The organism is Lysobacter enzymogenes, from assembly GCF_023617245.1.
Classification (GTDB): Bacteria; Pseudomonadota; Gammaproteobacteria; order Xanthomonadales; family Xanthomonadaceae; genus Lysobacter; species Lysobacter yananisis.
The window spans coordinates 3,204,162-3,230,110 of record NZ_CP067396.1; the positions used below are offsets into that span (position 1 = coordinate 3,204,162).

General features: G+C 69.0%; 23 protein-coding genes. 15 read left to right on the forward strand and 8 right to left on the reverse strand.

The window, feature by feature from the left end; translation table 11 throughout:
• Positions 1–7 precede the first annotated feature (7 nt).
• The 9 genes from JHW41_RS13185 to JHW41_RS13225 all read left to right on the forward strand — a co-directional run bounded on the left by JHW41_RS13185 (position 8) and on the right by JHW41_RS13225 (position 8,457).
• The gene (locus JHW41_RS13185) at positions 8–469 is read left to right on the forward strand and encodes a chemotaxis protein CheW (protein ID WP_250442518.1); all 462 of its coding nucleotides are present in this window, start codon (positions 8–10) and stop codon (positions 467–469) included.
• Entirely contained in the window at positions 469–1,731 is a 1,263-nt protein-coding gene (locus JHW41_RS13190; RefSeq protein ID WP_250442520.1) for a CheR family methyltransferase, read from the forward strand. The genes JHW41_RS13185 and JHW41_RS13190 overlap by 1 nt, the downstream gene beginning before the upstream one ends.
• Before the next feature lies 1 nt (position 1,732).
• Complete coding sequence (locus JHW41_RS13195) at positions 1,733–2,332, forward strand: chemotaxis protein CheW (protein WP_250442521.1); 600 nt, start codon at positions 1,733–1,735, stop codon at positions 2,330–2,332.
• Positions 2,329–4,572 (forward strand): hybrid sensor histidine kinase/response regulator, encoded by a 2,244-nt coding sequence (locus JHW41_RS13200; protein WP_250442524.1) that lies wholly within the window; start codon positions 2,329–2,331, stop codon positions 4,570–4,572. Before JHW41_RS13195 ends, JHW41_RS13200 begins: the two co-directional genes overlap by 4 nt.
• Positions 4,573–4,615: 43 nt before the next feature.
• Entirely contained in the window at positions 4,616–5,632 is a 1,017-nt protein-coding gene (locus tag JHW41_RS13205; protein WP_250442526.1) for a chemotaxis response regulator protein-glutamate methylesterase, read from the forward strand.
• Complete coding sequence (locus JHW41_RS13210; RefSeq protein ID WP_250442529.1) at positions 5,629–6,663, forward strand: diguanylate cyclase domain-containing protein; 1,035 nt, start codon at positions 5,629–5,631, stop codon at positions 6,661–6,663. Before JHW41_RS13205 ends, JHW41_RS13210 begins: the two co-directional genes overlap by 4 nt.
• 55 nt (positions 6,664–6,718) lie before the next feature.
• On the forward strand, positions 6,719–7,126 hold the full coding sequence (locus JHW41_RS13215; protein WP_250442531.1) for a hypothetical protein: 408 nt from the start codon (positions 6,719–6,721) through the stop codon (positions 7,124–7,126).
• A 9-nt stretch (positions 7,127–7,135) separates the two neighbouring features.
• Positions 7,136–7,594, forward strand: a complete 459-nt coding sequence (locus JHW41_RS13220; RefSeq protein WP_250442533.1) for a hypothetical protein — start codon at positions 7,136–7,138, stop codon at positions 7,592–7,594.
• A gap of 221 nt (positions 7,595–7,815) precedes the next feature.
• On the forward strand, positions 7,816–8,457 hold the full coding sequence (locus JHW41_RS13225) for a GNAT family N-acetyltransferase (RefSeq protein WP_250442536.1): 642 nt from the start codon (positions 7,816–7,818) through the stop codon (positions 8,455–8,457).
• 57 nt (positions 8,458–8,514) lie between these two features.
• Here JHW41_RS13225 and JHW41_RS13230 read toward each other — a convergent pair whose 3' ends face one another.
• A complete protein-coding gene (locus tag JHW41_RS13230) occupies positions 8,515–9,042 on the reverse strand; it encodes a hypothetical protein (protein ID WP_250442538.1) in 528 nt (175 codons plus the stop codon).
• 226 nt (positions 9,043–9,268) lie between these two features.
• Positions 9,269–10,942 carry an NAD(P)/FAD-dependent oxidoreductase gene (locus JHW41_RS13235; protein ID WP_250442540.1) on the reverse strand — a complete coding sequence of 558 codons (1,674 nt, stop codon included), beginning with the start codon at positions 10,940–10,942 and terminating at the stop codon, positions 9,269–9,271.
• Positions 10,943–11,241: 299 nt separating this feature from the next.
• Between JHW41_RS13235 and JHW41_RS13240 the strand changes: the two genes are divergently transcribed.
• Positions 11,242–12,315 carry a serine hydrolase domain-containing protein gene (locus JHW41_RS13240; RefSeq protein WP_428995541.1) on the forward strand — a complete coding sequence of 358 codons (1,074 nt, stop codon included), beginning with the start codon at positions 11,242–11,244 and terminating at the stop codon, positions 12,313–12,315.
• 568 nt (positions 12,316–12,883) lie between these two features.
• Here the strand turns inward: JHW41_RS13240 and JHW41_RS13245 are convergent.
• From JHW41_RS13245 to JHW41_RS13260, 4 genes are all read right to left on the reverse strand, one after another.
• Positions 12,884–13,168 (reverse strand): hypothetical protein, encoded by a 285-nt coding sequence (locus tag JHW41_RS13245; protein ID WP_250442542.1) that lies wholly within the window; start codon positions 13,166–13,168, stop codon positions 12,884–12,886.
• Between the two features lie 496 nt (positions 13,169–13,664).
• Positions 13,665–14,540 carry a DUF4238 domain-containing protein gene (locus JHW41_RS13250; RefSeq protein ID WP_250442544.1) on the reverse strand — a complete coding sequence of 292 codons (876 nt, stop codon included), beginning with the start codon at positions 14,538–14,540 and terminating at the stop codon, positions 13,665–13,667.
• Positions 14,541–14,596: 56 nt separating this feature from the next.
• The gene (locus JHW41_RS13255; RefSeq protein ID WP_250442546.1) at positions 14,597–17,434 is read right to left on the reverse strand and encodes a type 2 lanthipeptide synthetase LanM family protein; all 2,838 of its coding nucleotides are present in this window, start codon (positions 17,432–17,434) and stop codon (positions 14,597–14,599) included.
• A 276-nt stretch (positions 17,435–17,710) separates the two neighbouring features.
• On the reverse strand, positions 17,711–17,896 hold the full coding sequence (locus JHW41_RS13260) for a DUF6229 family protein (protein ID WP_057947538.1): 186 nt from the start codon (positions 17,894–17,896) through the stop codon (positions 17,711–17,713).
• Positions 17,897–18,251: 355 nt separating this feature from the next.
• Here JHW41_RS13260 and JHW41_RS13265 point away from each other — a divergent pair, with 355 nt between their 5' ends.
• Both JHW41_RS13265 and JHW41_RS13270 read left to right on the forward strand, forming a co-directional pair.
• The gene (locus JHW41_RS13265) at positions 18,252–19,220 is read left to right on the forward strand and encodes an alpha/beta hydrolase (RefSeq protein ID WP_250442547.1); all 969 of its coding nucleotides are present in this window, start codon (positions 18,252–18,254) and stop codon (positions 19,218–19,220) included.
• 65 nt (positions 19,221–19,285) lie between these two features.
• Positions 19,286–20,749: an OprO/OprP family phosphate-selective porin gene (locus JHW41_RS13270; RefSeq protein WP_250442550.1), complete on the forward strand. Its 1,464-nt coding sequence runs from the start codon at positions 19,286–19,288 to the stop codon at positions 20,747–20,749.
• 31 nt (positions 20,750–20,780) lie between these two features.
• Here the strand turns inward: JHW41_RS13270 and JHW41_RS13275 are convergent, their stop codons facing one another.
• Entirely contained in the window at positions 20,781–21,731 is a 951-nt protein-coding gene (locus JHW41_RS13275) for an AraC family transcriptional regulator (protein WP_250442552.1), read from the reverse strand.
• 196 nt (positions 21,732–21,927) lie between these two features.
• On the opposite strand from JHW41_RS13275, the gene JHW41_RS13280 reads away from it, so the two are divergent.
• The gene (locus tag JHW41_RS13280; protein WP_057947535.1) at positions 21,928–22,668 is read left to right on the forward strand and encodes an SDR family oxidoreductase; all 741 of its coding nucleotides are present in this window, start codon (positions 21,928–21,930) and stop codon (positions 22,666–22,668) included.
• A 27-nt stretch (positions 22,669–22,695) separates the two neighbouring features.
• Here JHW41_RS13280 and JHW41_RS13285 read toward each other — a convergent pair whose 3' ends face one another.
• The gene (locus tag JHW41_RS13285) at positions 22,696–23,562 is read right to left on the reverse strand and encodes an amidohydrolase family protein (RefSeq protein ID WP_250442554.1); all 867 of its coding nucleotides are present in this window, start codon (positions 23,560–23,562) and stop codon (positions 22,696–22,698) included.
• A 170-nt stretch (positions 23,563–23,732) separates the two neighbouring features.
• On the opposite strand from JHW41_RS13285, the gene JHW41_RS13290 reads away from it, so the two are divergent.
• Together JHW41_RS13290 and JHW41_RS13295 are read left to right on the forward strand one after the other, a co-directional pair.
• Positions 23,733–25,181: an HNH/ENDO VII family nuclease gene (locus JHW41_RS13290; RefSeq protein ID WP_250442556.1), complete on the forward strand. Its 1,449-nt coding sequence runs from the start codon at positions 23,733–23,735 to the stop codon at positions 25,179–25,181.
• Between the two features lie 222 nt (positions 25,182–25,403).
• Positions 25,404–25,949: a hypothetical protein gene (locus JHW41_RS13295; protein WP_250442557.1), complete on the forward strand. Its 546-nt coding sequence runs from the start codon at positions 25,404–25,406 to the stop codon at positions 25,947–25,949.

The following is a 25,949-nucleotide window of genomic DNA, read 5'->3' on the forward strand; positions in this document are numbered from 1 at the left end:
CGCGCGCGTGCTGTTCCTGGTCTTCCAGCTCGATGCCGAACGCTACGCGATCGACGCGGCGACGGTGACGGCGGTGTTGCCGCAAGTCGAGCTGCGGCGGCTGCCGCAGGCGCATCCCGCGGTGGCCGGGGTGTTCGACTACCGCGGCGAAGTCGTGCCCTTGATCGACCTGTGCCGGCTGGCGCTGGCGCGCCCGGCGCGCGCGGCGATGAGCACGCGCATCGTGCTGGCCGATTACCGCGACCGCGCCGGCCAGCCGCGCCGGCTCGGCCTGCTGGCCGAGCGCGTGCTCGACACCGTACGCCTGGAACCGCAGGCGTTCGCGCCCAGCGGCGTGGACCAGCCGCAGGCGCGCTACCTCGGCCCGGTCGCGCGCGACCCGCACGGCCTGCTGCAATGGATCGGCGTGCGCGAACTGCTGCCCGACGACGTCCACGACCTGCTGTTCCAGCAGGCGGCGCAAGCCTGATGGACGCGGCCGCCTTCAAGCGCTGGCTCAAGACCACGATGGGCCTGGACGCCGAAGCGGTCGGCCCCGGCGTGGTCGAACGCGCCATCGCCGGGCGCATGCGCGCGCTCGGCGTCGCCGAGGCCGACGCCTACTGGCGGCGGCTGCAGGCGCAGCCGCTGGAGCAACAGGAACTGATCGAAGCGGTGGTGGTGCCGGAGACCTGGTTCTTCCGCGGCGTCGAAGCCTTCGACGCGCTCGCGCGCGCGTTCGCGTCGCGCCTCAGCGAGCCCGGCAACGCGCCCTTGCGGCTTCTGAGCCTGCCGTGCTCGACCGGCGAGGAACCCTACACCCTGGCGATGGCCCTGCTCGATGCCGGCTGGCCGCCGCAGCGCCTGCGCATCGACGCCTACGACATCAGCGAACGCGCCCTGGCCAAGGCCAGGCACGCGGTGTACGGCGCCAACTCGTTCCGCGGCGGCGACCTGCGCTACCGCGACCGCCACTTCCGCGCGCTCGGCCACGGCCGCTGGCAGCTGTCGGACGCGGTGCGCGGCTGCGTGCGCCTGCATCGCGCCAACCTGCTGGCCATCGATTTCCTGCCCGATGCGGCGAGCTTCGACGCGGTGTTCTGCCGCAACCTGCTGATCTATTTCGACCAGGACACCCAGGTGCGCGCGGTCGGCGTGCTGGCGCGCGCGCTCGCCGCCGACGGCCTGCTGTTCGTCGGCGCCGCCGAAACCGGCCTGCTGCTGTCGCTGGGCTACGCCTCGGCGCAGATCCCGATGGCCGCCGCGTTCCGCAACCAGCGCAGCGCGCCGGTCCCCGCGCCGGCGCCGCAGCAGCCGTGGCGCGCGCCGGCGCTGGCGCCGCTGCCGGCGGCCGCGGCGCGTCCGCGCCCGTTCGCGGCCGTCGCCACCGCGCTGGCGGCGCGCCCCGCGCCGGCCTCGCCGCCCGCGCCCGCGCAGGCCGCCGACGACTCGCTGCCGCAGGCGCGCCGCCTCGCCGACAACGGCGACTTCGCCCAGGCCGAGCGGCTGTGCCAAGCGCACCTGCGCGCGCACGGACCCAACGCCGAGGCGCTGTGCCTGCTCGGGGTGATCTACGGCGCCGACGGCGCCGACGCCCGCGCCGAAGACGCCTTTCGCAAGGCGCTGTACCTGCAACCCGACCACGCGGAAAGCCTGATGCACCTGGCCTTGCTGCTCGACGCCAAGGGCGACGCGGCCGGCGCCCGGCTGATGCGCCAGCGCGCCGCGCGCCACCGCGACAGGAACCCCTGAGATGAGCGCATCCGACCTCGGCGATGCGGCGACCGGCGGCGAACGCGGCCACGCCCGCTCCGCCGTCGCCCGCCTGCTGGAGCGCGCGCCGGCGCGCGAGGACCTCGCCGCGGCCGCCGCGCGCCTGGCCGCGGGCGCGGTGGAGCAGCACGGCGACGCCGCCAGCGCGTTCGTGTTCCGCCTCGGCGAGGAATGGCTGGGTCTGACCACCGCGTTGGTCGACGAAGTGCTGGAACTGCGCCCGGTCCATCGCCTGCCGCACCGGCGCGACGCCGCGCTGCGCGGCCTGGTCAACGTGCGCGGCCGCCTGACCGTGTGCGTGGCGCTGCCGGCGCTGCTGCAGACCGGTCCCGCGCCGGCGGTGCGCGGCGGCGCGCGCCGGCTGGTGGTGCTGGCCGCGCCGGAAGGCGCGCTGGCGTTCGAGGCCGACGAAGTCCACGGCAGCCTGCGCTACCCGCTCGACGACGTGCGCGCGGTGCCGTCCACGGTCGCCCACGCGGTGGCGCGCTTCGCCACCGGCGTGCTGCCCTGGGGCGAACGCCGCATCGGCCTGCTCGACGCCGACCTGCTGCTGCACGCGCTGGACCGGCGGATTTCATGAGCGAGGACCGCATGAGCCACGACTCGCTGCGCGATCGCTCGCTGCACGACCTGTTCCGGATGGAAGCCGAGGCCCAGCGCCAGGTGCTGACCGAGGGCCTGCTCGCGCTGGAACGCAACCCGACCGCGGCGGCGACCCTGGAGGAGTGCATGCGCGCGGCGCATTCGCTCAAGGGCGCGGCGCGCATCGTCGGCCTCGGCGCGGCGGTCGCGGTCGCCCATTCGATGGAAGACTGCCTGGTCGAGGCCCAGCACGACCGCCTGCACCTGCACCGCGCGATCGTCGACGTGCTGCTGCGCGGCGTCGACCTGCTCGGCCGCATCGCCGACACCCCGGCCGAAGCCGCCGCGACCTGGGCCAACGAAGAGATCGAACCGGTGCTGACGTTCCGCGCCGCGCTCGACGCCGCCCTGGCCGCGCCCGCGCCGGCCGCCGACGCGCTCGAACCGGCCGGCGACGCCGCGCCGGCCGAGGCCGGCGAGGAAACCGAAGAACGCGTGCTGCGCATCGCCGCGCGCAACCTGCACCGCATGCTCGGCCTGGCCAGCGAGGCGCTGGTGGAATCGCGCTGGCTCGATCCCTACATCCGCTCGCTGGCGCGGGTCAAAGAACTGCAACGCCGTTCGGCGCTGGCGCTGGACCAGTTGGCCGAACGCAACGCCGGCCTCGCCGCCGACGCGCCTTCCGCCGAACTGCTGGCGCGCGCCCAGGCCGACCTCGCCGAAGGCCAGCGCCTGCTCGGCGAACGCGTGGCCGCGCTGGACGCGTTCGACCGGCGCCTGGCCGGCGTCGCCCACGGCCTCTACGACGAAGCCCTGGCCAGCCACATGCGCCCGTTCGCCGACGGCACCCGCGGCTTCAAGCGCATGGTCCGCGACCTCGCCCGCGAACTGGGCAAGGAAGCGCGGCTGGAGATCGTCGGCAACCGCACCCCGGTCGACCGCGACGTGCTGTCGCGGCTGGAAGCGCCGCTGGGCCACCTGCTGCGCAACGCGGTCGATCACGGCATCGAGGCGCCGGCGCAACGGCTGGCGCGCGGCAAGCCGGCCGAAGGCGAGATCCGGCTGGAAGCGCGCCACGTCTCCGGCCGCCTGGAAATCCGCATCGGCGACGACGGGCAGGGCATCGACGCCGAGCGCATCCGCCGCGCGGTGATCGCGCGCGGACTCGCCGACGCCGACACCGCCGCGCGCTTCGATCACGACGAACTGCTGGAATTCCTGTTCCTGCCCGGCTTCACCCTGCGCGAGACCGTCACCGACATCTCCGGCCGCGGCGTCGGCCTGGACGCGGTGCAGAACATGGCCAAGCAACTGCACGGCAACGTGCGGGTGTTTTCGCAGCCCGACCAGGGCACGCGCTTCCAGCTGCAATTGCCGCTGACCACCTCGGTGCTGCGCGCGCTGTCGGTCGACATCGGCGGCGAGGCCTACGCGTTCCCGCTGGCGCGCATCGTCGCCACCGCGCTGGTCTCGCGCGAGCAGGTGCGCTCGCTGGAAGGCCGCCAGTACTTCGAACTCGGCGGCCGCGAGATCGGCCTGGTCGCCGCGCAGCAGGTGCTGGAAGGCGGCGACGCGGCCGCCGCCGGCGCGCAGTTGCCGGTGGTGGTGATCGGCGGCGCCCACGGCGAACACCTGTACGGCCTGGCGGTGGACCGCTTCGGCTCGGTGATCGAACTGATCGTGCAACCGCTGGACCCGCGCCTGGGCAAGGTCAAGGACATCGCCGCCGGCGCCATCCTCGACGACGGCACGCCGGTGCTGATCGTCGACATCGACGACCTGCTGCGCTCGATCGAGCGCCTGGTCGCCGCCGGCCACCTCGCCCAGGTCCGCCACCAGGACAGCGCCGGCGCCGCAGAGCGCAAGCGCGTGCTGGTGGTCGACGACTCGCTGACCGTGCGCGAACTGCAGCGCAAGCTGATCGAAGCCGGCGGCTACGCGGTGGAAGTCGCGGTCGACGGCATGGACGGCTGGAACGCGCTGCGCCTGGGCCGCTTCGACCTGGTGGTCACCGACATCGACATGCCGCGCATGGACGGCATCGAGCTGGTGGAGCTGATCAAGAAAGACCCGCGCCTGCGCGAACTGCCGGTGATGATCGTGTCCTACAAGGACCGCGAGGAAGACCGCCGCCGCGGCCTCGATGCCGGCGCCGATTTCTACCTGAGCAAGGCCGGCTTCGACGAGGACGCGCTGATGCAGGCGGTCGTCGATCTGGTCGGAGGGCCGCTGGAATGAACCACGCCACAGCGCGGCCGCACGCCGCCCGAAGGACCCCGCAGTGAGGATAGGCATCGTCAACGACCTGGGCATCGCCACCGAGGCGCTGCGGCGCGTGCTGGCGCGGCGCGCGGATTTCCGCGTCGCCTGGGCCGCCGCCAGCGGCGAAGACGCGGTCGCGCACTGCGCCCGCGACACGCCCGATCTGGTGCTGATGGATCTGGTCATGCCCGGCATGAACGGCGTGGAAGCCACCCGCCGGATCATGGCCGCCAGCCCCTGCCCGATCCTGGTGGTGACCGTCAGCGTCGGCGCCAACGCGGCGATGGTGTTCGAAGCGATGGGCCACGGCGCGCTCGACGCCACCGACATGCCCTCGCTCGGCGGCGAAGAGAACGGCGGCGCCGACAAGCTGCTGGCCAAGATCGATTTGATCGGCCGCCTGACCGCGGCGCCGCCGCGGCCGCTGCCGGCGCGCGCGCCGGCGTCGGGCGCCGCGCACCCGTTGCTGGCGATCGGCGCTTCCGCCGGCGGCCCGTCGGCGGTCGCGCGGTTGCTGGAAGGACTGCCCGCGGACTTCGCCGGCGCGGTCGCGGTGATCCAGCACATCGACGAAAAATTCGCCCCGGGCATGGCCGACTGGCTCGGCCGCTACTCGCGCCTGCCGGTGCGCATCGCCAACACCGGCGACACCCTGCAACCCGGCCGGGTGCTGCTGGCGGCGACCAACGACCACCTATCGCTGCGCGCCGACGCGCGCCTGGACTACGTGCGCGAACCCGCGCAACTGCCCTACCGCCCCTCGGTCGACGTGTTCTACAAGAGCGTCGCCGACCACTGGCGCAGCCCCATCGTCGGCGTGCTGCTGACCGGCATGGGCCGCGACGGCGCCGCCGGCCTGCGCCTGCTGCGCGACCAAGGCCACCACACCATCGCCCAGGACCGCGCCACCAGCGCGGTCTACGGCATGCCCAAGGCCGCCGCCGAACTCGATGCCGCGGTCGAAATCCTGCCGCTGGACCGCATCGCCGCGCGCGTGCGCGACCTATTCGCCCAGACCCAGACCGCCTCCCCATGAGCGAACCCACCTTCCCCACTCCCAGCGACCTGCCCGCGCACCTGCGCCAACACCGGTTGGTGGTGCTGCTGGTCGACGACCAGCCGATCATCGGCGAAGCGGTACGCCGCGCCCTGGCCAGCGAAAGCGACATCGAGTTCCATTACTGCGCCCAGGCGCTGGATGCCGTCGCCGCCGCCGAAGCGCTGCAGCCGAACGTGATCATGCAGGACCTGGTCATGCCCAACGTCGACGGCATGACCCTGCTGCACCACTACCGCATCCATCCCCGGCTCAAGAACGTGCCGGTGATCGTGCTGTCGAGCAAGGAGGACGCGCTGGTCAAGAGCCAGGCGTTCTCGACCGGCGCCACCGACTACCTGGTCAAGCTGCCCGACTCGATCGAACTGATCGCGCGCGTGCGCCACCACGCCCGCGCCTACCTCAACCAGATCCAGCGCGACGAAGCCTACCGCGTGCTCAGCGAGCACCAGAAGCGCCTGCTCGAACTCAACGAGACCCTGCGCCGGCTCAGCGACGTCGACGGCCTGACCGGCCTCAACAACCGCCGCTACCTCGACTCCTACCTGGACAGCGAATGGCGGCGCGCGGTGCGCCAGGGCGACGACTTCTCGCTGCTGATGCTGGATGTCGACAACTTCAAGCGCTACAACGACTACTACGGCCACCTCGCCGGCGACGAAGTGCTCAAGGACGTGGCCTCGGTGATGCGCCAGCACGCGCTGCGCCCGGCCGACCTGACCGCGCGCTACGGCGGCGAGGAATTCACCGTGGTGCTGCCGGCGACCTCGGCCGAGGGCGCGCTGCGCATCGCCGAACGCATCTGCGACGGCGTCCGCGAACTCGCCCTGCCGCACCGCGCCGCGCCGCAGGAAACCGTGACCATCAGCGTCGGCGCCGCCACCGCCTCGCCCGCGCTCGGCGACAGCTACGCCTCGCTGCTGCGCGCGGCCGACATGGCGCTGTACGAGGCCAAGCGCGGCGGCAAGGATCGCGCGGTGTATCGCGCATACTTGCGCGGCGAGGAATGAGGCGGCGGCCCGCCGGGCCGCCGACCGCACAGACACACTCACCCAGGAAACGCAGATGGCCAGAGTCATTACGGATGAAGACATTCTTTTGGCGTTCCACGCCTCCGATCCGCGCCTGTGGCTGCGCGAGCACGTGGCCGGACTGACCCGGCGCGCGTGCTACTACTACCAAGCGCCGATCTCGCAGTCCGACAACACGATCATCAGGCACGAGGTGCTGATCACGCATGCCGACCCGTTCGCGCCCACCGCCCGCTCCAAGGTGGAGATCAGTTCCTCGGCCGTGACGGGCGGTCCCGACTTCCCGTTGTTCCATCAGGAATACGAAGTGGAGATTTCCCCTGCCGAGGAATCCGTGCGGCGTGGTACGTGGTCGCGGCTGGACGACGCGATGATCAAGAAGGCCCACGACATCTCCCAAGCGGCCAGCGATCACCAGCCTGAGGCGCGCAGCCTCAGCTAGCCCGCCGCCATGCGGATCGCCTTCGACATCGACGGTACCCTGACCCCGCTCGGCGCCGGCCAGTTCCCCGCCGCGCGGCTGCCGTTCCCGCTGCGCCTGCTGTGGCGCGAACCGCTGCGCGAAGGCGCGGCCGCGCTGATGCGCGAACTGCAGGCCGACGGGCACGAGGTCTGGATCTACACCTCGTCGCTGCGCTCGCCGTCCTACCTGCGCCCGTGGCTGCGCTGCGCCGGCATCCGCCTGGCCGGCGTGGTCAACGGCGACGCCCATGCGCAGGCGCTGCGCGGCCGCGCCGTCGCACCGTCCAAGTTTCCGCCCGCGTTCGGTATCGATGTGCTGGTCGACGACTCGGCCGGCGTGGCGATGGAGGGCGAGGCACATGGGTTTCGGGTGGTGTTGGTGGCCCCCGCAGACCGGGCCTGGGCCGACAAGGTCCGCGCCGCGTGCCGAGCGGCGCCGGGGCGCTGAGCGCCGCTCCCAGCGATTTGTTTCGACGCCTGCAGCAGCTGGCTTGCACGACGCCTTGCCGCGGGTATCCCAGGTCTGGCCCGAAGCCGCCCGCCGTCCCAGCCATTGAGACACCCGCATGCTCTAGTGCGCGCCACCGCGCGGCCGCACCGACACCGCAGCGCACTCGCCCCCCTCGCCACCGCGGCTTGCCCGAGCGCAAGCCTTAAGACCGCCACGCCATGCCCTTTCTCGATCCCGCGCTCGTCCTCGCCTGGCAGACCGCGCACTGCATCGCCCGCAACGCCCCCGCACCCGTCCCCGACCGCGGCGGCTGGCGCGTGGACACGCATTCCGACAAGGAAACCCGGCGCTGGGTGTTCCCCCGACTGTGCGAAGGACTTCGCAAAATCGCCGAGGAAATCACCGCACCGCTGCATTATTTGAAGCTGTCCGGCACTGCCGAAGAATTACGCAGCGCATTGCCGCCTCGTTGGCAGATCCAGCAGGCGAACTACTTCATGATCGCGACCGCGGCCCCGACCGACACCCGCCCGCTACCGCCGGGCTACACGCTGGAACTGCATCGAGCCGGAGCCTTCGCCCGAGCCAGCGTCCTCGCTCCCGACGGCGAACTGGCTGCGAGCGGAAACGCCGCGCAGACCGCGGACGCCTTCGTCTACGATCGGATCGAAACCGCCCCCGACCATCGACGCAAAGGGCTGGGCCTTTCGGTGATGGCCGCGCTCGCGACCGCGAACACGTCTGTGGCCACTCCGCAGTTGTTGGTCGCAACGGAGGACGGCCGCAGCCTGTATGCGCGCCTGGGCTGGAGCGTGCTTGGGCCGTTTGCCACGGCGTTGATCCCGAACGTCGAGCGCTGATCGGCGCGGTTGCCCGCGCCGGCCGTCAGGCGCTGCGGCCGCGAATTTCGCTCGGGACTACGGCCAGAGCGTGCGGCTCAAATCGCGAGAGGCCTTGGTCGAGCCGCCCTTTCGGGCATTGAGGATGCCGGTGACATGGATGGTGCGCAGGAACGCCGTTTCCTTACTGTTCTTGAGCTTATGGTTGCGCTCCAGCGCCGCGGCGATCAGCCACCGTTCCAGAAAGTCCAACGCATGGATGCGGCCCACGCCTTTCGGCCGCTTGCGAAGCTTTCCGGACGGCGTACGCAGCGGCAGGAAGAACAGGACGGGACTGCCCTTCGCATCCAGCACCGTGTTGTATTTCTCGCGATTGGAGGGATTGAGCGCCTCTGCCGCCAACGGCCGCTTGCACGCCTGCCCCACATACCACGGCATCAGCCCCTTCCCGGTCTGCTTGGCGAACACGTAGCAACCGCAAGCCTCCGACAACCCCTCTTCCTTGCTTTCCAACTCCTCGATCAGCTCTTTCATCGAATCCGCGGTAATCAACCGCTTCTTTCCATGCCGGCTGAGCTTGATCGGGCCAATGACGCCAAAGTCCATGTTTCCCCCTGTTCGATTGGAATTCCATTCCGCAGGCGCTCTGGTCCCCTGCGACGGGAAGAGTAACCAGAAAGGGAGGGCCGGCCCAGCGGCGAACCGTGCCGCGCCGCAACAATTCATTCGGCGCCGGGGACGCTGCCGTTCGGCGCCCCTAAGCCGCTCGGCCGTATCGAGCAGTGACCGGATCGCACCGCCGCGCAAAACGTGCGGTCGTTGACCTCGACGCTCAGGCGCCCGCGCTGCGCGACACCATATCCAACGCAACCGCCTCGGCCGTTCGGATGCCATCCACGCCAGCCGACAAAATACCGCCCGCATAACCCGCGCCCTCGCCCGCCGGAAACAGGCCGCGGGTGTTCAGGCTGTGGCCGTCCTCGCCGCGGGTGATGCGCACCGGCGACGAGGTGCGGGTCTCGACCCCGGTCAGCACCGCGTCGCGCATCGCGAAGCCGCGGATCTGCTTGTCGAACGCCGGCAGCGCTTCGCGGATCGCGGCGATCGCGTACTCCGGCAGCGACGGCGCCAGGTCGCCCAGGCGCACGCCGGGCTTGTAGGAAGGCTGCACCGTGCCGAACTCGCCCGACGCGCGCCCCTTGAGGAAATCGCCGACCAACTGCCCCGGCGCCTCGTACTCACCGCCGCCGAGCTCGAACGCACGCGCTTCCCAGTACCGTTGCAGCTCGATGCCGGCCAGCGGGCCCTCGCCGTACGGCGCGAAATCCTCCGGCGTGATGCCGCAGACGATCGCCGCATTGGCGTTGCGTTCGTTGCGCGAATACTGGCTCATGCCGTTGGTGACCACCCGCCCCGGCTCGCTCGCCGCGGCCACCACGGTGCCGCCCGGGCACATGCAGAAGCTGTACACCGAACGGCCGTTGCGGCAGTGGTGCACCAGCTTGTAATCGGCCGCGCCGAGCAGCGGATGCCCGGCCTGCGTACCGAACCGCGCGGTGTCGATCAGCGACTGCGGATGCTCGATGCGGAAGCCGATCGAGAACGGCTTGGCTTCGACGAACACGCCGCGCGCATGCAGCATCGCGAACGTGTCGCGCGCGCTGTGGCCCAGCGCCATGACCACATGATCGGCGCGCAACTGCTCGCCGCTTTCCAACGTCACCCCGCGCACATGGCGGACGCCGTCGCCGTCGGTCTCGACCAGCAGATCGTCGACGCGGTGGCTGAAGCGGATTTCGCCGCCCAACGACTCGATGGTCGCGCGCATCTGCTCGACCATCGACACCAGCCGGAACGTGCCGATATGCGGCTTGCTGACATAGGCGATCTCCTCCGGCGCGCCGGCGCGGACGAATTCGTCGATCACCTTGCGCCCGTAGTGCTTGGGATCGCTGATCTGGCTCCACAGCTTGCCGTCGGAGAACGTGCCCGCCCCGCCCTCGCCGAACTGCACGTTCGACTCCGGGTTCAATGTCTTCTTGCGCCACAGCCCCCAGGTGTCCTTGGTCCGCTCGCGCACCGCCTTGCCGCGCTCCAGGATGATCGGCTTAAAGCCCATCTGCGCCAGCACCAGCCCTGCGAACAGGCCGCACGGCCCCATGCCGATGACGAGCGGACGCAACGGCAGCTCGCTCGGCGCACGCGCCACGAACTTGTAGCTGGTATCCGGCGTGCGCATCACCTTGCCGCCGTCGCTGGCCTTCGCGAACTCCGCGGCCTCGGCGTCCAGCTGCAGCCGCCGCAGGATGTCGGCCTCGCGCGGCGTCTCCACATCGACCGAATAGATCAGCACGATCGCCCCGCGCCGGCGCGCGTCGTAGCTGCGCTTGGCGACGGTGTAGCCGGTCAACTCGTCGGCGGCGATCCCCAGCCGCGCCACGATCGCCTCGCGTAGCGCCGCCTCGGGGTGGTCCAACGGCAATTTGAGGTCGGTCAGTCGAAGCATGCGATACATCCGATGGCGCGGTGGGGCGCCGTGTCTGGGGAACGGGAGGAACGCGAGGCCGGCGCGGGGACGCGGCCGGTTTGCAGGGGGACCGGGGCATTGTAAGAGTTCGGGGCCGCGGACCGAACCTCCCCCGGCGGGACAAGGAGCGTTTAAACCCTCGTCCCGCCCGGCACATCCACCCACCGGGCTGGCCGCGGCACCGCCCGGCCAGGGTCGGACATCACCTCATCGGCGGATACGCCACAGGGAACTGCATGCTGCCTAAGAAACTCCGCGTCACCGCGATCATCGCCGCGGTGCTGATGTCGTTCCCGTGTCTCGCCCCCGCAGCCACCACCCTGCAAGACGCCAACGAACGGGCCCGGACGTACGTGCGCCAGACCATGGCCGAACAGCGCATCCCCGGCCTGCAGCTCGCCGTGATCAAGGATGGCCGGATCGTCCTGTCGGAGAGCTACGGCTACGCCAACGTCGAAAACAAAGTGCCGGCGACGCCCAAGACCCTGTTCCCAATCAACTCCGCGACCAAATCCTTCACCGGCGTCGCCCTGATGCAACTCGCGCAGGCCGGGCAAGTGGACCTCGACGCCCCGGCCTCGCGCTACCTCGACGATCTGCCCGCCGCCTGGCGGCCGATCCGCGTGCGCCAACTGCTCGGCCACACGTCCGGCCTGCCCGACATGGTCGACCAACGCGGCCTGATCGGCGGCGGCAACGAAGCCGCCGCATGGAACGCCGTCAAGGCCCTGCCCCTGGACGCCCCCATCGGCCAGCGCTTCGCCTACAACCAGACCAACTACGGCCTGCTGGCGCAGATCATCGTCAAACAGACCCGCATGCCCTACGAGCAATACCTCGCGCAGCGGCAGTTCGCCGTGGTGGGCATGCCGCTGACCACCTTCGGCGACAGCTACGACCTCGTGCCCAACGCCGCGGCCATCTACAGCCACACCCCACGCGGCACCCTGGCCAAGAACGACAGCGACCGCCTGTCGCGCTGGATCTACGACATCCCCTACAGCCTGTGGGCCGGCGGCGGCATCCAGACCACGGCCGAAGAGCTGTCGCACTGGCTCATCGCCGTATCGAACGGCCGCCTGATCCCCAAGGACGCCGTGCAACGCATGTGGACGCCGGAGACATTGAACGACGGCAGCGACGGCGCCTGGGGCGCCGGCTGGCCGGTGCTGCAGGCCGCGCCGCCGCGGCAAGTGGCCGGCATCGGCGGCGCCCGCGCGGCCTTCATCGTCTATCCGGACGATGGCTTGGCTGTCGTGGTTTTGACCAATCTTGCGGGGGCGAATCCGCAGCGGTTCATTCCGAAGATCGCCGAGTTCTATGTGTCGCCGGGGGCTGCGGCCAAGCGATAACTCGACCGCGGCCTGGGCCGGCGCCCACGACACGCGCCGGCCCGGTCGCAAGGCGTGCGAGCCCACGAGCGAGGCTTCATAGCTTGCGCGCAAGCCGCCGAGGCCCGGTCGCAATACTTCACGGGTCGTCCGCGACCTATCCGGCTTGCGCGCAACGCTCAGAGTGTTGCGTTCGTAAGCCAGAACGCCTCGTGCGCGAGGCGTTTTGCTCCAAGCGCAAAGCGCCACGCCTTGCGCGCAAGGCAAAAGGCTCGCGTGCAAGCTAATTAGCGTTACGAACGCAAGGGATGAACCGTGGCGCGCAAGCCTTCGCGGCCCAAGCGCGAGGCGAATTGGCTTGCGGCCGGGATACGCAGGGTCGCGGCCCGCCCGGCGCGGCTCGCGGCCGAGGGAAATTGACTCAACCGCCAAGCAGATTGCTTTGCGCGCAACGCTTTTCGGCTTGCGCGCAAGGCATTTTTGCTTGCGGTCGGTATTGTCTGGACCGTAACCGAGCCCTATCGGTCGGTTGCCGGGGCTTGGTGAGCGGGCAACCGCCCTGACATCGCCAAGACCTAACCCACTGGCCTCAGTGCAGACGCCCTGACCTTATCGGCCCGACGGCCTCGTCCGCCAAGGGCGTCCAGACACAAGCATCCATAACCGGGTCTAGGCGCCGGGCCAGCGCCTGAAAGACCTCACGCAACAAACGAGGGTCCTGCCCGGCCGGATAGCCGATTTCGATCAACGCCTCGGGCTGCAGGGTCCGCACGATGCCGTGCAGTTCCTGCTGGAAGGCGGAGAGGGCTTTGAACGCGTCGACGGGCATGAGCACCCCTTCTTGCGGGGGCATGCGCTTGGACTTGCGGGACATACGGAGACTCCTCGTCAGGCGTGAAGGCCCACTGATAACGGGGTGGGTTCCGCTGTGTGAGGAGTTAGAAGCTCCGTGTTGGCCTACTGTGCAAATGTCGTACGCCGACGTCAATCAGACGTATCTGAATTACTTAGCCTAGCTCGTACTTACATATTTCTTTTATTTCCATCTCACAACGACGCGAAGGAAGGCAGCAACCATATGCGCAGATACAATTTTACTTCAGAGCAAATGACCTGGCTCGAATCCTGAAACATTTGCTGAAGCCCCCTCAATAAACATTGACTGCAAGGCGCACCAAAAAAATCAGGCATCTTTAGTAAATTCAGGAAAAGTTATTAATAATATTTTCATATAATATTTATTTAAAATTAAATCAACCCCACAAAGATGCGCAACTCAAGAAATTCAATTAATTCCGAATATTGCTCGACCTCAGCTAAATAACGCACATTCCCGCAACGAGAATTAGCCACCAAGACGAAACAATTTTCTAAACCGCTGACCTCTTTCCTATACCAAGAGCTAGCCCGGCGCGAGTTGGCAAAAGCCTCTGATTCAATAGCTTTTGGTGATCGAAATCACTTCCCCACACGTAAATACTTGCCTGCTCAACCATCTCCCGATTCAAGATCCTGACTAAATTTTGGTCACTTCGGTTTAAGATGAAATCCTTCCACACAACCGATGAGGTTGACGCAAAGAACGCTAAATTTGGAGCCAATGGAAGATAGAAGATCCCTCCATTTTTCCGACCTTTAATGAAAACCAACGGACGATCCCCAATAAGAAGCTTGTCCTCACAGCGAAGCACGTGCAGATACCAAGGGCAGTCATAAATAATCTTATTATAAGAGGAGTCCTGGATTAATACGGGAAGAGCATAAACACCGAAATCTAGCAAAGAAGGATGCCGACTCAGATATAATTCAAGCAGCTTTTTTAGCGGTTCAGACATCTCCCCATTCACTTCAAATTGAGAGCTGAGCGCATCAATTCCGCGCTCTCTCACAAGCTCCACAGCCTCCGGCCCCCTATATATAAGTGACACCAGGAAAAGGACCCAGGTGGCGCGGAGCTTATCCGACATCTCATTGAAATCATTTTTTATTATAGACTCATGAACTAATGCTGCAGGATCGTCGATATGCCTACTCATGAACTTTGGCTCAATATCAACATTTGGCTGAGCGGCCAATCGATCCATTGAATAAAGATGCTCTCGATACGCCACAGATTTAGCCTTAAAACGTTTCTCGCAAATCCTTCCCCTTATCCATCGCATTTGAGATAACTTTTCATCCCTGCCGCCCTCCCATTTTTTTAGAAGAAACTTTGGGATATAGTGATGATTAATATAGTCACCCATCGAATTCCCTCCATGCAATCCTATAAAAATAAAAAACAACCTTAGCCTGGCAGATTTTATACAAGCGTCGATCTGTTCTCAGTCTCACACTCCAATATCAACGGTGAAGCCACCCAACAGGCCGGATGCAACCGATTCAACCCATGAATCGCCCCCGCCAACCCGGTCATCAATCCCGGTGTGAACGCCCGGCGGGTAATCCCGCCGACGATCCCATGCTCCTCGATCGCCGACACCACCTGAGCGGTCGCTTCTTCGAGGTCCGCCGCACATTCCTCGGGATCGAGCCGCGCCCCACGGGCCAGCAACTCCCATAACGAAAAATCGCCATGGCACAGGGTGTGGGTGAACCCCCACTGCCCTCGCGACACCGCCACGGCGCGGCGCATATCTCGTAACGCAACGGCGTCGCCAGTGCGGGCATATAGATCCGCCGCGGCGAGGCCAATGCCAACGCCGCCATTGCACCAAGTCGGAAAGTTGATCGTGTTGACCATACGCACATCGCGCCAGTTGCCGACAGCAACGTCATACATCGAATCCTGAAACGCGAAGGCGCCGTCAGCGAGCGCTCGCCAGCGCTGACGGTCTTCGTCGCTACCAGCGTCGCTCAGCGCCAGGCGCGCCAACGCCCAGCCGATGCCGTAGGCGCCGTGGGCGAAGCCGCCAATGGGGTCGTCGTAGCCCGGCAGGCGCCAGTACGCCAATCCACGTTCGTCGCGTTGGGCCAACGATTCCAGACGCTCGCCGGCGCGCGCGGCCAGGGCCAGCCAGCGCGAGTCGCCGCTGGCGCGGGCGAGTTCGATCAGCGGGACGATGGCGCCGCTGCTGCCGTCGGACAGGTCCAGGCTCGGGTCGTCGTCGAAGCCTTTGCGTTCCAGGGTTTCGGCGCTCTTTACGGCGTTGGCCAGCAGTTGCGGGCGGTCGAGCAGGCCGTGCAGGACCAGCCACGCCCAGATGCGGCTGCCGTCGCCGCTGAGGCCGCCGACGGTCGGCGGGGTGTCGACTTCGGTCAGGGTGTGGAAGGAGTGGATCGCGCCGTCCAGCGCTTCGTCGAGGCCGGCGACGAGGTCGGCGCGGCCGGCGTGGACTTCGTGGCGGTAGCCGGCCAGGGCGACGGCGATGCCGCCGAGGCCGAAGTAGGCGTCGCCGCCGAGCGGTTGTACGTGCCAGCCGGAGCCGCCGAAGCTTTCCGGCGAGATCCAGGTCACCGAGCCGTCGTCGCCGCGCACAGACACGCGCAGCAGGCGTTCGACGATGTCGGCGGCGAGCGCACGGCGGCGTTGTTCGAGGTTGTCGCGGCGGACGTTGCGGGCGTAATGCGAGCGGCTGTCGCGTTCGCCGGGGCCGTCGGTGCCGCTGTTGAGTTGGGTCACGACCAGCGAGCTGCGGATGGTCATGTCTTCCAGTTCTATCCGCATGTGGCGCCAGCCGTCGAGCGTTTGGGCGATGCGCGCGGCGCTCAGCGGGGCGACGAACAGCGGGATGTCGCCGTGGCGCAGGTCGTCGATCTCGCTGGCGATCTGTTCCGGCGTAGGCGGCGGGCCGCCGGCGCTGGCGGCGAACACTTTGCGCGCGCGTTCGATGGCCTTGTCTTCTTCGTGCAGCGAGGCCGGGTGCCAGAGCATGCGCCCGACTTCGACGTAGAGCTGGGTGGTGCGGCGCACGTCGCGCACCTGGCAGCCTTCGAACGCGGACAGCCACTGCGCGAGGCGGCCGTCGGCGTCGAGTTCGCGCAGGCGTTGCGAGGCTTCGAGGAAGCCGTCGCTGATCTCGTCCCAGTAGCGCGACACCTCCGGGTTCGCGCTGGGATGGTTCTGCGAGATGTCCATCGATGTCTCGACCATCTGCACGCGCGCGTCGGTGGTGCCGTCGCCGACGATCACCGGGACCTGCAACTGCGGCTGTTCGCCCGGCAGCGAGCCGGCGGCGGACAGGTCGGCCTGGCCGGCGCCCATCACCCGCGAGCGGAACGGGACGATGCCGGTGCGCAGCACCGAGTTCTGGATCAGGTCCTGGGTGCGGTCGTAGGCCTGGCCGAAGCGCGAGGCCGCGGCCGGGCGCTCGGGCGCGAACAGGCTTTCGACGTCGACCACCACCGGCACCGGGCCGGCGGCGATCAGGTTTTCCAGATGGATGTCGGTGCCGCCGAGCAGGCGCAGCAGCGCCAGCCAGTGGCCGAGGCCGCGGTAGAAGTTGCGCAATTCGGCCTCGCCGTCGCAATAGCGGTGCTGCACGAACGCGGCCCAGCCGTAGTCGCCGCGGTCGAGCACGGCGGGCACGCGGATGCGGCCGTCGTGTTCGAACACTTGGCCGAGGAAGCCGTCGGTGATCGCATCGATGACCAGCGAGCGCGGCTTGTACATCGCCTGCCCGCCTTCGAACGCGAGCTTGGCGACGGTCTGGCCGCCGGCATGCAGGTCGCCCTCGCCGAGCTTGATCGACAGCAGACGGCCGGGCGCGCGGCCGATCAGCACGGCGAGCGCGTCGCGGTCGGCGTGGATGCGCGCGGCCAGGGTCGCGATCGCGGCGCCTTGCTGGCGCAGCGAACGTTGCAGGCGCTGCGACAACGGCGGATAGCGTTGTTCGACGATCTGCGCGAACTGCGGGCTCAGCGCCTTGGCGACGAACTGGGCGAAGCGGCCGGGCTCGTCGGCGGCGGTGAGTTCGCCCAGGTGCTTGGCGGCGTGCAGTTCCAGCAGCAGCACGCGGTTGAGCTTGAGCCGCGCGCTGGCGTAGAAGGCGTGTGCGCCGGCGGCGCGGATCAGTTCGATTTCGCGCGGATCGAGATCGCCGCAGCGCGCGGCGAGTTCGGCGTCGAGCGCCTCGCGCGCAGTGGCGGTGAAGTGGTCGATGATCGGGCCGAAGCCCTCCTGGATCTCGGGTTCGGCCATCGTGTCGACGATCCTTGGCAGACGGTATGGAAGATTGCGGTTGTCGCGGTGCGCGCGACACCCGTCGCTGCGGCGCGCGGCGAACGCGGCGCAGTAACGATGGGAGTCGGATTCGCAGCGGATGCGGCGGCGTGCAGCGGGCCCGAGCGCGAAGCGGGCTCATCGCCGATGCGGCGCCGAAACGACGCGCAGCCCGCGAAGGCTGCGCGCCGAAACTAGCGACCGGCGTGGACGAACCGTCGGATCAGACCGGACCCCAGCCGGTTCCGATCCGGCTTACATGCAGCAGTAGCAGCGGCCGGTCGGGCAGGTCGAGATCGAGGTGGAATGGGTGATCGGCGCGCGCGCCGCGTCTTCGACCGCGTTCTCGCCTTCCAGGTACAGCGGACCGGCCGGGTTGTCGAAGCCCATGACCGTTTCGGCGCCGGTGAGCCAGCCCGACACCAGATCGTTGCTTTGCATTGCTGTTCCTCCCTGAGTACTGGATGTCGCCCGGGCAGCGGTGTCGCATGCATCGAAATCCGCCGTGCCAGGCCTCGATTTCAAGCGTCGTGGCCGCTTGTGCCGCGGGCGGGCCCGCGATGCGGGACTGCTGCGAACGACCACCGCCCGACTCTAGACAGCGCTCTCGACGGCTGTCAAATGCGTATCGGCCCACGCCGGTCACGATCTTCACGATGCCGGCGGCGGCGCGGCCGGTACTACCAATAGGCTATCGGCGCGGACGCCGGCTGCGCCTACAACTGCGCTGTCCTGAAACCCCGCCGGAGACGCCGGTCCGATGAAAACCGCGTTCGCTTGGGCTTGCGCCTTCGCTATGTCCGCCGCCGCCGCGGCGCTGCCGGCGCATGCCGCGCCGCCGGCGCCGGAGGTTGTCCCGTTGTGGCCGGCCGACCAGTGGCCCTCGCCGGTGCGCGGGCCAGAGCGCACCGGCCGCGACGGCAGCGCCAGCGGCGCGGTGTCGAACATCGCGCAGCCGCGCATGGAGATCTACCGCCCCGAGCGCCCCAACGGCAGCGCCGCGGTGATCTTCGGCGGCGGCGGCTATTTCCGCATCCAGATCGGCGGCGCGGCGCGGCCGACCGCGCTGTGGCTGCAATCCATCGGCGTGACCGCGGCGGTGGTGTATTACCGCCTGCCCGGCGACGGCTGGAGCCCGGTGTCGCCGTTCCAGGACGGGCAGCGGGCGATGCGGCTGATGCGCGCGCGCGCCGCGGAACTCGGCGTCGATCCGCAGCGCATCGGCGTCATCGGTTTCTCCGCCGGCGGCAATCTGGCCGGCATCACCGGCACCCGCTTCGACGCGCCGCTGTATCCGCCGCTGGACGCGGCCGACCGCGAATCCGCGCGTCCGGACTTCCTGGCGATGATCTATCCGGTGGTGTCGCTGAAGCCGCCGCTGGACACCACCCGCTCGCGCCGCGAACTCGGCAAGCAGGCCGACGCGGTCGAGGCGTATTCGGTCGAAGCGCACGTGCGCCGCGACATGCCGCCGGTGTTCCTGGCCCAGGCGGCGGACGATCCGATCGCCGACATCGGCCACAGCCTGGCGATGTTCCAGGCCACCCGCGCGATCGGCGTGCCGGTGGAACTGCATGCGTTCGAACGCGGCGGCCACAGTTGGGGACTGGGCCAGCCGGGGACCTTGGTCGCGCAATGGCCGCGCTTGTTCGCGCATTGGGCGCGCAGCCACGGTTTCTTCGGCGCGACGGCCGCGGCGCCCGCGCAAGACAAGCCCGCAAAACCGAAGCCGTCCGCACGCCGCGACGACGCAGACGGGGACTGACACCGCACCACCGCAACGGCGTGCCCGCATCGTCCGGCGCGCCGCGATCCAGGGGAGCCATCGCCATGAGCCACACCGACCGGGCCGCGTACGCGCTGGCCTTGAGCCTCGCCGCGTGCGCGGCGCCCGCCTTCGCCGCCGACTCCGCCAACGCCCCCGCCAGCGACGCCGACCTGCGCGCGCTGGTGCGGCAACAGGCCGAGCAGATCCGCGAACTCAGCCAACGCCTGTCCGAACTCGAACGCCGCCAGGCCGCGGGGCCCGTCGCAGCCGATCCGATCCAGGCGCAGGTCGCCGCCGCGGTCGCCGACACCCGCGACGACGAACTGGCGATCCTGCAGGCGCAGGTGGCGCAGCAAGCGGCGACCGGCGGCGGCAACGGCGACGGCGCGCGCATGAACTGGCGCAAGGGCGCGCCGGAATTCAGCAGTAGCGACGGCCGGATGACGTTCCGCCCGCGCGGCCGCCTGTTGCTCGACCAGACGTTCACCCGCGGCTCCTCGTTCGGCGCGCGCAACCTCTCCGGCAGCGACCTCGCCAGCGCGCGCCTCGGCGCGGAGGGCGAATTCGGCGCGCTGGGTTACAAGGTCGAAGCCGATTTCGCCGGCAACGAGGTCACGCTCAAGGACGCTTACTTGTCCTACGACACCCGCCTGGGCGGACACGCGGTCGAGTTCTACCTCGGCAACAAGCTCAAGGACCGCAGCCTCGACGGCGCCACCAGCGGCGTCGCCACCCCGTTTATGGAGCGCAACGCGGTCGCCTCGGTCGGCGGCATGCAAAGCGGCTACTTCGGCCTCGGCCTCAGCGCCAAGGTGTTCGGCGACGGCTGGCACGCCAGCCTCGCGGTGACCGGCGACGACGTCGGCAACGCCGGGGACACCAGCGACACCGTCGCCTACCTCGCCCGCGCGCACTGGAACCCGCTCAAGGGCGGCGACGGCTTCGTCCATCTCGGCGGTTGGTATTGGTACGAGCAACTCGGCGCCGATGTCGTCAGCATCAACAAGACCTCGCCGGTCGCGCTGGGCTGGAACGATCAGGTGCGGGTCTCGGCCAGCAGCATCGCCAACGTCGACAACGACCGTGCCTGGGGCGCGGAACTCGGCGCGGTCTACCGCAGCGGCTGGCTGTTCGGCGAACGCACGGTGCGCACCATCGAATCCGACACCGTCGGCGAAGTGCGGCACAAGGCCAGTTCGGTCTACGCCGGCTGGCTGCTGACCGGCGAGAAACCCGGCTTCAGCCGCCGCTCGGGCGTGTGGACCGCGACCCGGGTGTTGCGGCCGGTCGACCAGGGCGGCATCGGCGCGTTCGAACTGGCAGTGCGCTACGACCGCTACGACTTCACCGATGCCGCCCGCGGCGGCGACGGCGATGCCTGGACGCTGGGTGTCAATTGGTATCTCAACGACTGGTCGCGGCTGATGCTCAACTACGTGTTCTGGAAGACCGACAACAAGGTCGGTGCGTTCCAGGGGCCGGATTCGGGCCGCACCCTCGGCCTGCGCGCGCAGGTCGCGTTCTAGCGCGGCCGAACAGCGCGGCCGACGCGCGCGATCAGTACGACGACGCGGCGCGGCCCGCCGTCGCCTGCACCGGCTCGGACACCCGCAGGATCCGCTGCAACTCGCGCGCTTCCTCCAGCGGCGGCCGGCCGAACATGCGCTTGAACTCGCGGTTGAACTGCGACGCGCTCTCGTAGCCGACCCGGCGCGCCGCGTCGGCGGCGGCGCAGCCGTTGCGGATCATCAGCAGGCGCGCCTGATGCAGGCGCATCGCCTTGATGTACTGGATCGGCGAGGCGGCGGTGACCGCCTTGAAGCGCGCGTGGAAGGCCGGCACGCTCATGCTCGCCTCGCCCGCTAGGCTGGTCACGTCGAGCTTGCGGTCGTACTGGTCGTGGATGCGGCGCAATGCCTTGGCGATGCGGCCGAAATGGCCGCCCTGCGCCATCGCCGCGCGCAGGCTGCCGCCCTGCTCGCCGGTCAGCGCCAGGAACGCGATCTCGCGCGCGATCGCCGGCGCCAGCAGCGCGCTTTCGGCCGGATCGCACAGCGCTTCGAGCAGGCGCACGGCGGCGTCGCTCATGCGTTCGTCCATCGGCGAGGCCACCATCGTCGCCGGCGGCACCTCGCTGTCGGGGCGCATCCGGTCCAGCGACAGCGCCAGTTCGGCGATCGCGCTGGGATCGATGCGCAGGGCGATGCCGAACATCGGTTCGTCGGCGCTGGCCTCGGTCTCGGTCTCGAACGGCAGCGGCACCGCCAGCGCGAGGTAATGCTGGGCGTCGTAGACGTAGGCGCGGTCGTTGTGGAACGCACGCTTGCGGCCCTGCACCACGATCACGATGCTCGGCTCGTACAGCGCCGGGGTGCGCTGCACCGGCCGCTCGCAGCGCATCAGGCTCACCGAATCCAGGCGCGAACGGGTGTAGCCCTCGCCGGGCGCGAGCCGGGCGACGAGTTCGACCATGCGCGCGCGGCGCGCGGCGGAATCGGTGGCGGACATGGGCAACGGGGCGGCGTGCGGAACAGGCAAGGACTATACCGCCGCCCCACCGGCCGGCGCGGGCGTGCATGGCCGGCTCGATAGGAATGGGCAAGGACCGGCCACGATCGGGTCTTAGCCCGCCCCCGCCCGCTGCCTAGCATTTGCCTCACCGCGGCGCCGCACCGGTGCCGCCTCCCCCGACAGGAATTCCGCCATGAGCCTCGTTACCGCTTCCCCGAAAACCATCCTCGTCACCGGCGCCAGCAGCGGCATCGGCGAGGCCACCGCGCGCGAGCTGGCCCGGCGCGGCCACCGCGTCGTGGTCGGCGCGCGCCGCGGCGAGCGCCTGGACGCGCTGTGCCGCGAACTCGCCGGCGCCGGCGCGCAGGTCGCCTGGCGCGAGCTCGACGTCACCCGCCTGGACGACATGCAGGGCTTCGTCGCCTTCGCCGAAGAGCGCTTCGGCCCGGTCGATGTATTGGTCAACAACGCCGGGGTGATGCCGCTGTCGCCGCTGAGCGCGCTGAAGATCGACGAATGGGACCGCATGCTCGACGTCAACGTGCGCGGCGTGCTGCACGGCATCGCCGCGACGCTGCCCGGCATGCAGGCGCGCGGCCGCGGCCAGATCGTCAACGTGTCCTCGATCGGCGGCCACGCGGTGTGGCCGAACGCCGCGGTGTACTGCGCGACCAAGTACGCGGTGCGGGCGATCTCCGACGGCCTGCGCCAGGAGACCGACACGATCCGCGTCACCATCGTCTCGCCGGGCGTGGTCGAGTCGGAACTGGCCGACACCATCACCGATGCCGGCGCGCGCGAGGCGATGAAGGCGTTCCGCGAGGTCGCGCTGCCCGCGCAGGCCATCGCCGAAGCGGTCGCCTATGCGGTCGAGCAGCCCGCGCACGTGGACGTCAGCGAACTGATCGTACGCCCGACCGCGAGCCCGTACTGACCCGCCACTGTCTCAGTGCAGGCCGGCTCAGCGCAGGCCGAACAGCCGGCGCGCGTTGCCGATCCGGATCTTCTCCTTCTCCTCATCGGTCAGGTCCAGGCGGTCGAGCGCATCGACCGCCTTGGCCAGCGGCAGCTGCGGATAGTCCGAACCCAGCAGCACCTGGCCGATGCCGACGTTGCGTAGGGTCCAGACGAACTCCTTCTCGACCGGCGAGTCGGCCATCAGCACCGCGGTGGCGGAAATGTCGAAGAAGATGTTGTCGGCGAAGAAGTCGTCGGCGGTGCGCGCCAGCGCCAATATGTTCCAGAAGCGGAAGTTCATGCCGCCGATATGGGCGAAGATGAAGCGGGTCTTCGGCGCCTGGATGGCCACATTGAACAGGCGCTCGCTGTCGCCGGGCAGGATGTTGGCGTTGTCGAACAGCACCACCACGCCGAGCTCGCCGGCCTTGCGCACCAGCGGCAGCACGCGCGGATCGGCGGCGTCGAATTGCTGCGTGTGCGGATGCAGCTTCAGCACCTTGACCCCGCGGCCAGCGACGCGCGCGAGTTCGTCGATGGCCGCCTGGCCGTCGTAGGGATGCACGGTCGCCACCGCCAGCATCTCCGGGTGCTTGGCCGCGAGCGCGATGTGGGCGTCGTTGGCGCGGCGGATCGCGTCCGGATCGCCCTGCAGCGCCTGATGCGGGCCGCCGAACCACATGCCGGCGAAACCGGCGAGCTTGAGCTTGGCGTCGGCGACTTCGCGCTCGTAGGTCTTCAGCGAGGCCTCACCTTCGCGCAGATGGACGTGGACGTCGAACACCGGCTGCGGCGCCGGCGGCGGCGCGGCAGCGGCGGCGAACGACGCGACGGCGAGCGACAACGGGAGGATGGCGAGTAGACGGCGCATCGATTCGGTTCCTGACTGCGTGGGCGCACAGGATAGCGGCTGCGCGTCCTCGCCGCCGCCCGTGTGGCCGGCCCGCGGCGGTTTGCGCGTAAAGCCTCACGTCGATGGCCGCGCCGGACTGCATGCGCGCGGCGCCCGGCGCCGCGCGCGCCGCCAACGGGAGCAACCTCATGGGCTTCACCCTCGAAGAGAAGACGCTGAAAAGCGGCGAAACCGTCACCCTGGTGCATTGGGAAGACCTGTCGCCGACCCGCCACGGCAAGGCTTTGCAGGACCGCGACTGGGACGGTAGCGGCAACCGCAAGGGCCTGAGCTTCTACGACTCCACCTCCGAATACATGCACAACAGCTGGGCCAGCGAGCACATGGCGCCGCAGGGGGTGACCTTGCCCGGCAAGGGCTCGCTGATGCTCTACCACCATGAGCAGACCGGCACCTGGCACAGCGCCGACGCGCTCGACATCGACCACGTCGCGCAGTGGAAGGACCACTTCGTCGAACGCGGGGTCAAAAGCCAGGCCGAGGCGATGATGGCTTACAACGACGTCGACAACCTGCGCCTGCTGCCGGCGCCGGTGAACCGCGCCCGCGACGCCGCGTTTCGCGTGCTGGATACCCACGGCGCGGATTCGCCGGAATGGAAACAGTGGGTCGAGGACCGCTTCGCGTTCGATCCCAAGACCAACCGGCCCGGCTTCGATCCGGACGTGGACGGCAGCGTGCGCAAGCGCACCACCATGGAGCAGCCGTGGAAGCCGGAGGACGGCCGCACGGGCCTGAGCTTCGATGCGGCGGTGCTGGGCAAGTGGTATCAGGCCAAGCTGCAGGAGTGCTATGCCGGCGAAGTCGAGGTGCGCCATCCGCAGACCGGCGACAAGAGCAAGGTGCCGCTGTTCTTCTGCCAGGCCTCGGGCCAGCTGTGCACCCGCGACGCCTTCGACATCGACCACGAAATCCCGTTCGAACTGCTGGGCCCGGAGATGGCCAAGCACGCCGGGCGCGGCGGGCTGAGCAAGGCCGACGCGCTGGACGGCTACAACGACACCAGCAACCTGCGCCTGGTCGCGCGCGGGGTCAACAGCTCGCACGACTTCGAGATCCAGGCCTCGGGCGAGTACCGCGACGAGAAGATCGCGCCGGAAAAGCGCGGCGAGTTCAAGGGCTTCCTCGGCGAAGAAGGCGGCCTGCTGTCGCCGCAGCTCAAGCAGCAGTTGCGCGAACTCGGCCGCAACTATCCCTCGCCGCAACAGCTCATGAGCGACTTCGGCCAGCCCGGCTACGGGCCGTACACCCAGGCGCTGGGGAAGCTGGAACAAACCGGCTTCGGCCAGGCCATGACCGCGCAGGAACGCAGCAACGTCGCCGGTACCCTGGCGGTGGCCGCGACCCAGTTTCGCCTCAACATCGACCACGTCGCCCAAAGCGAGGACGGCACCCGGGTGTTCGCGATCCAGGGCGATCCGAAGAACAACCAGTTCGTCTGGGCCGACGCCCAGGGCGCCAAGCAACAGTCGCTGGCCCAGAGCACGGTCGATCTGAACCGGATCGTCCACGAACAGAACAATCCGTCGGGTCCGCAACTGAACCAGCAGCAGCACCGCAACGCGACGCTGCAGTAAACCCGCCGCGGCGCACGCACACGCCCGCACACGCACGCACACGCACGCGGGCGTCGCGCGCGAACGCGGGCCTGCCGCCCGTTCGCGCAAACTGCGAAGCCGTCGACAGGATCGGCGCCGCCGCGCGGCTGGACGTAGCGCGCGCGGCGTGCCTATCATTCCCGCGCCTGAGTACGCACCGTGTCGTCACGCAAAGGGCCCCTTGTCACCGAGGAGCCGCCCATGCGTACTCGATCTCCGCCCGCCTCGCCCGCGCCCGATCCATCCGCGCCGGCGCCAGAGCCAGCCCTCGCCGCCACCGCACAGACCGCCGCGCGCGACGCCCTCGCGCAGTGGCGCGAACTCACCCGCCAGGCCAACGCCGCGTTCGACCGGCGCCAGCTCGCCCACGCCCAGCGCCTGTACCGGCAAGCCTTGCGCATCGTCGATGCGCCGGATTGGCGCGCGGCGCTCGCCGTCGCGCCCGACGAACTGCTCGCCGCGCGCGTGGTGTCGCACCACAACCTGGCCGAAACCCATCGCCGCCAGCGCGATCCCGAGCGCGCGCGCGAGCAGCTGTGCCTGGCGCATGAGGCGCTGACCGGCATCGCCTGCGACCCGCGCGCCGGCGACGCCGTGCGGCGCTGCGCGCTGCGCCACCTCGGCCGCACCCGCCTGGCCCTGCTCGACTGGCAGAGCGCGCGCGGGGTCTGCGCCCGCACCCAGGTCGCGTTGCGCGAGAGCGCGGCGGCGCTGGCGCGCAGCGACGCCGGCCCGGCCACGCATTGA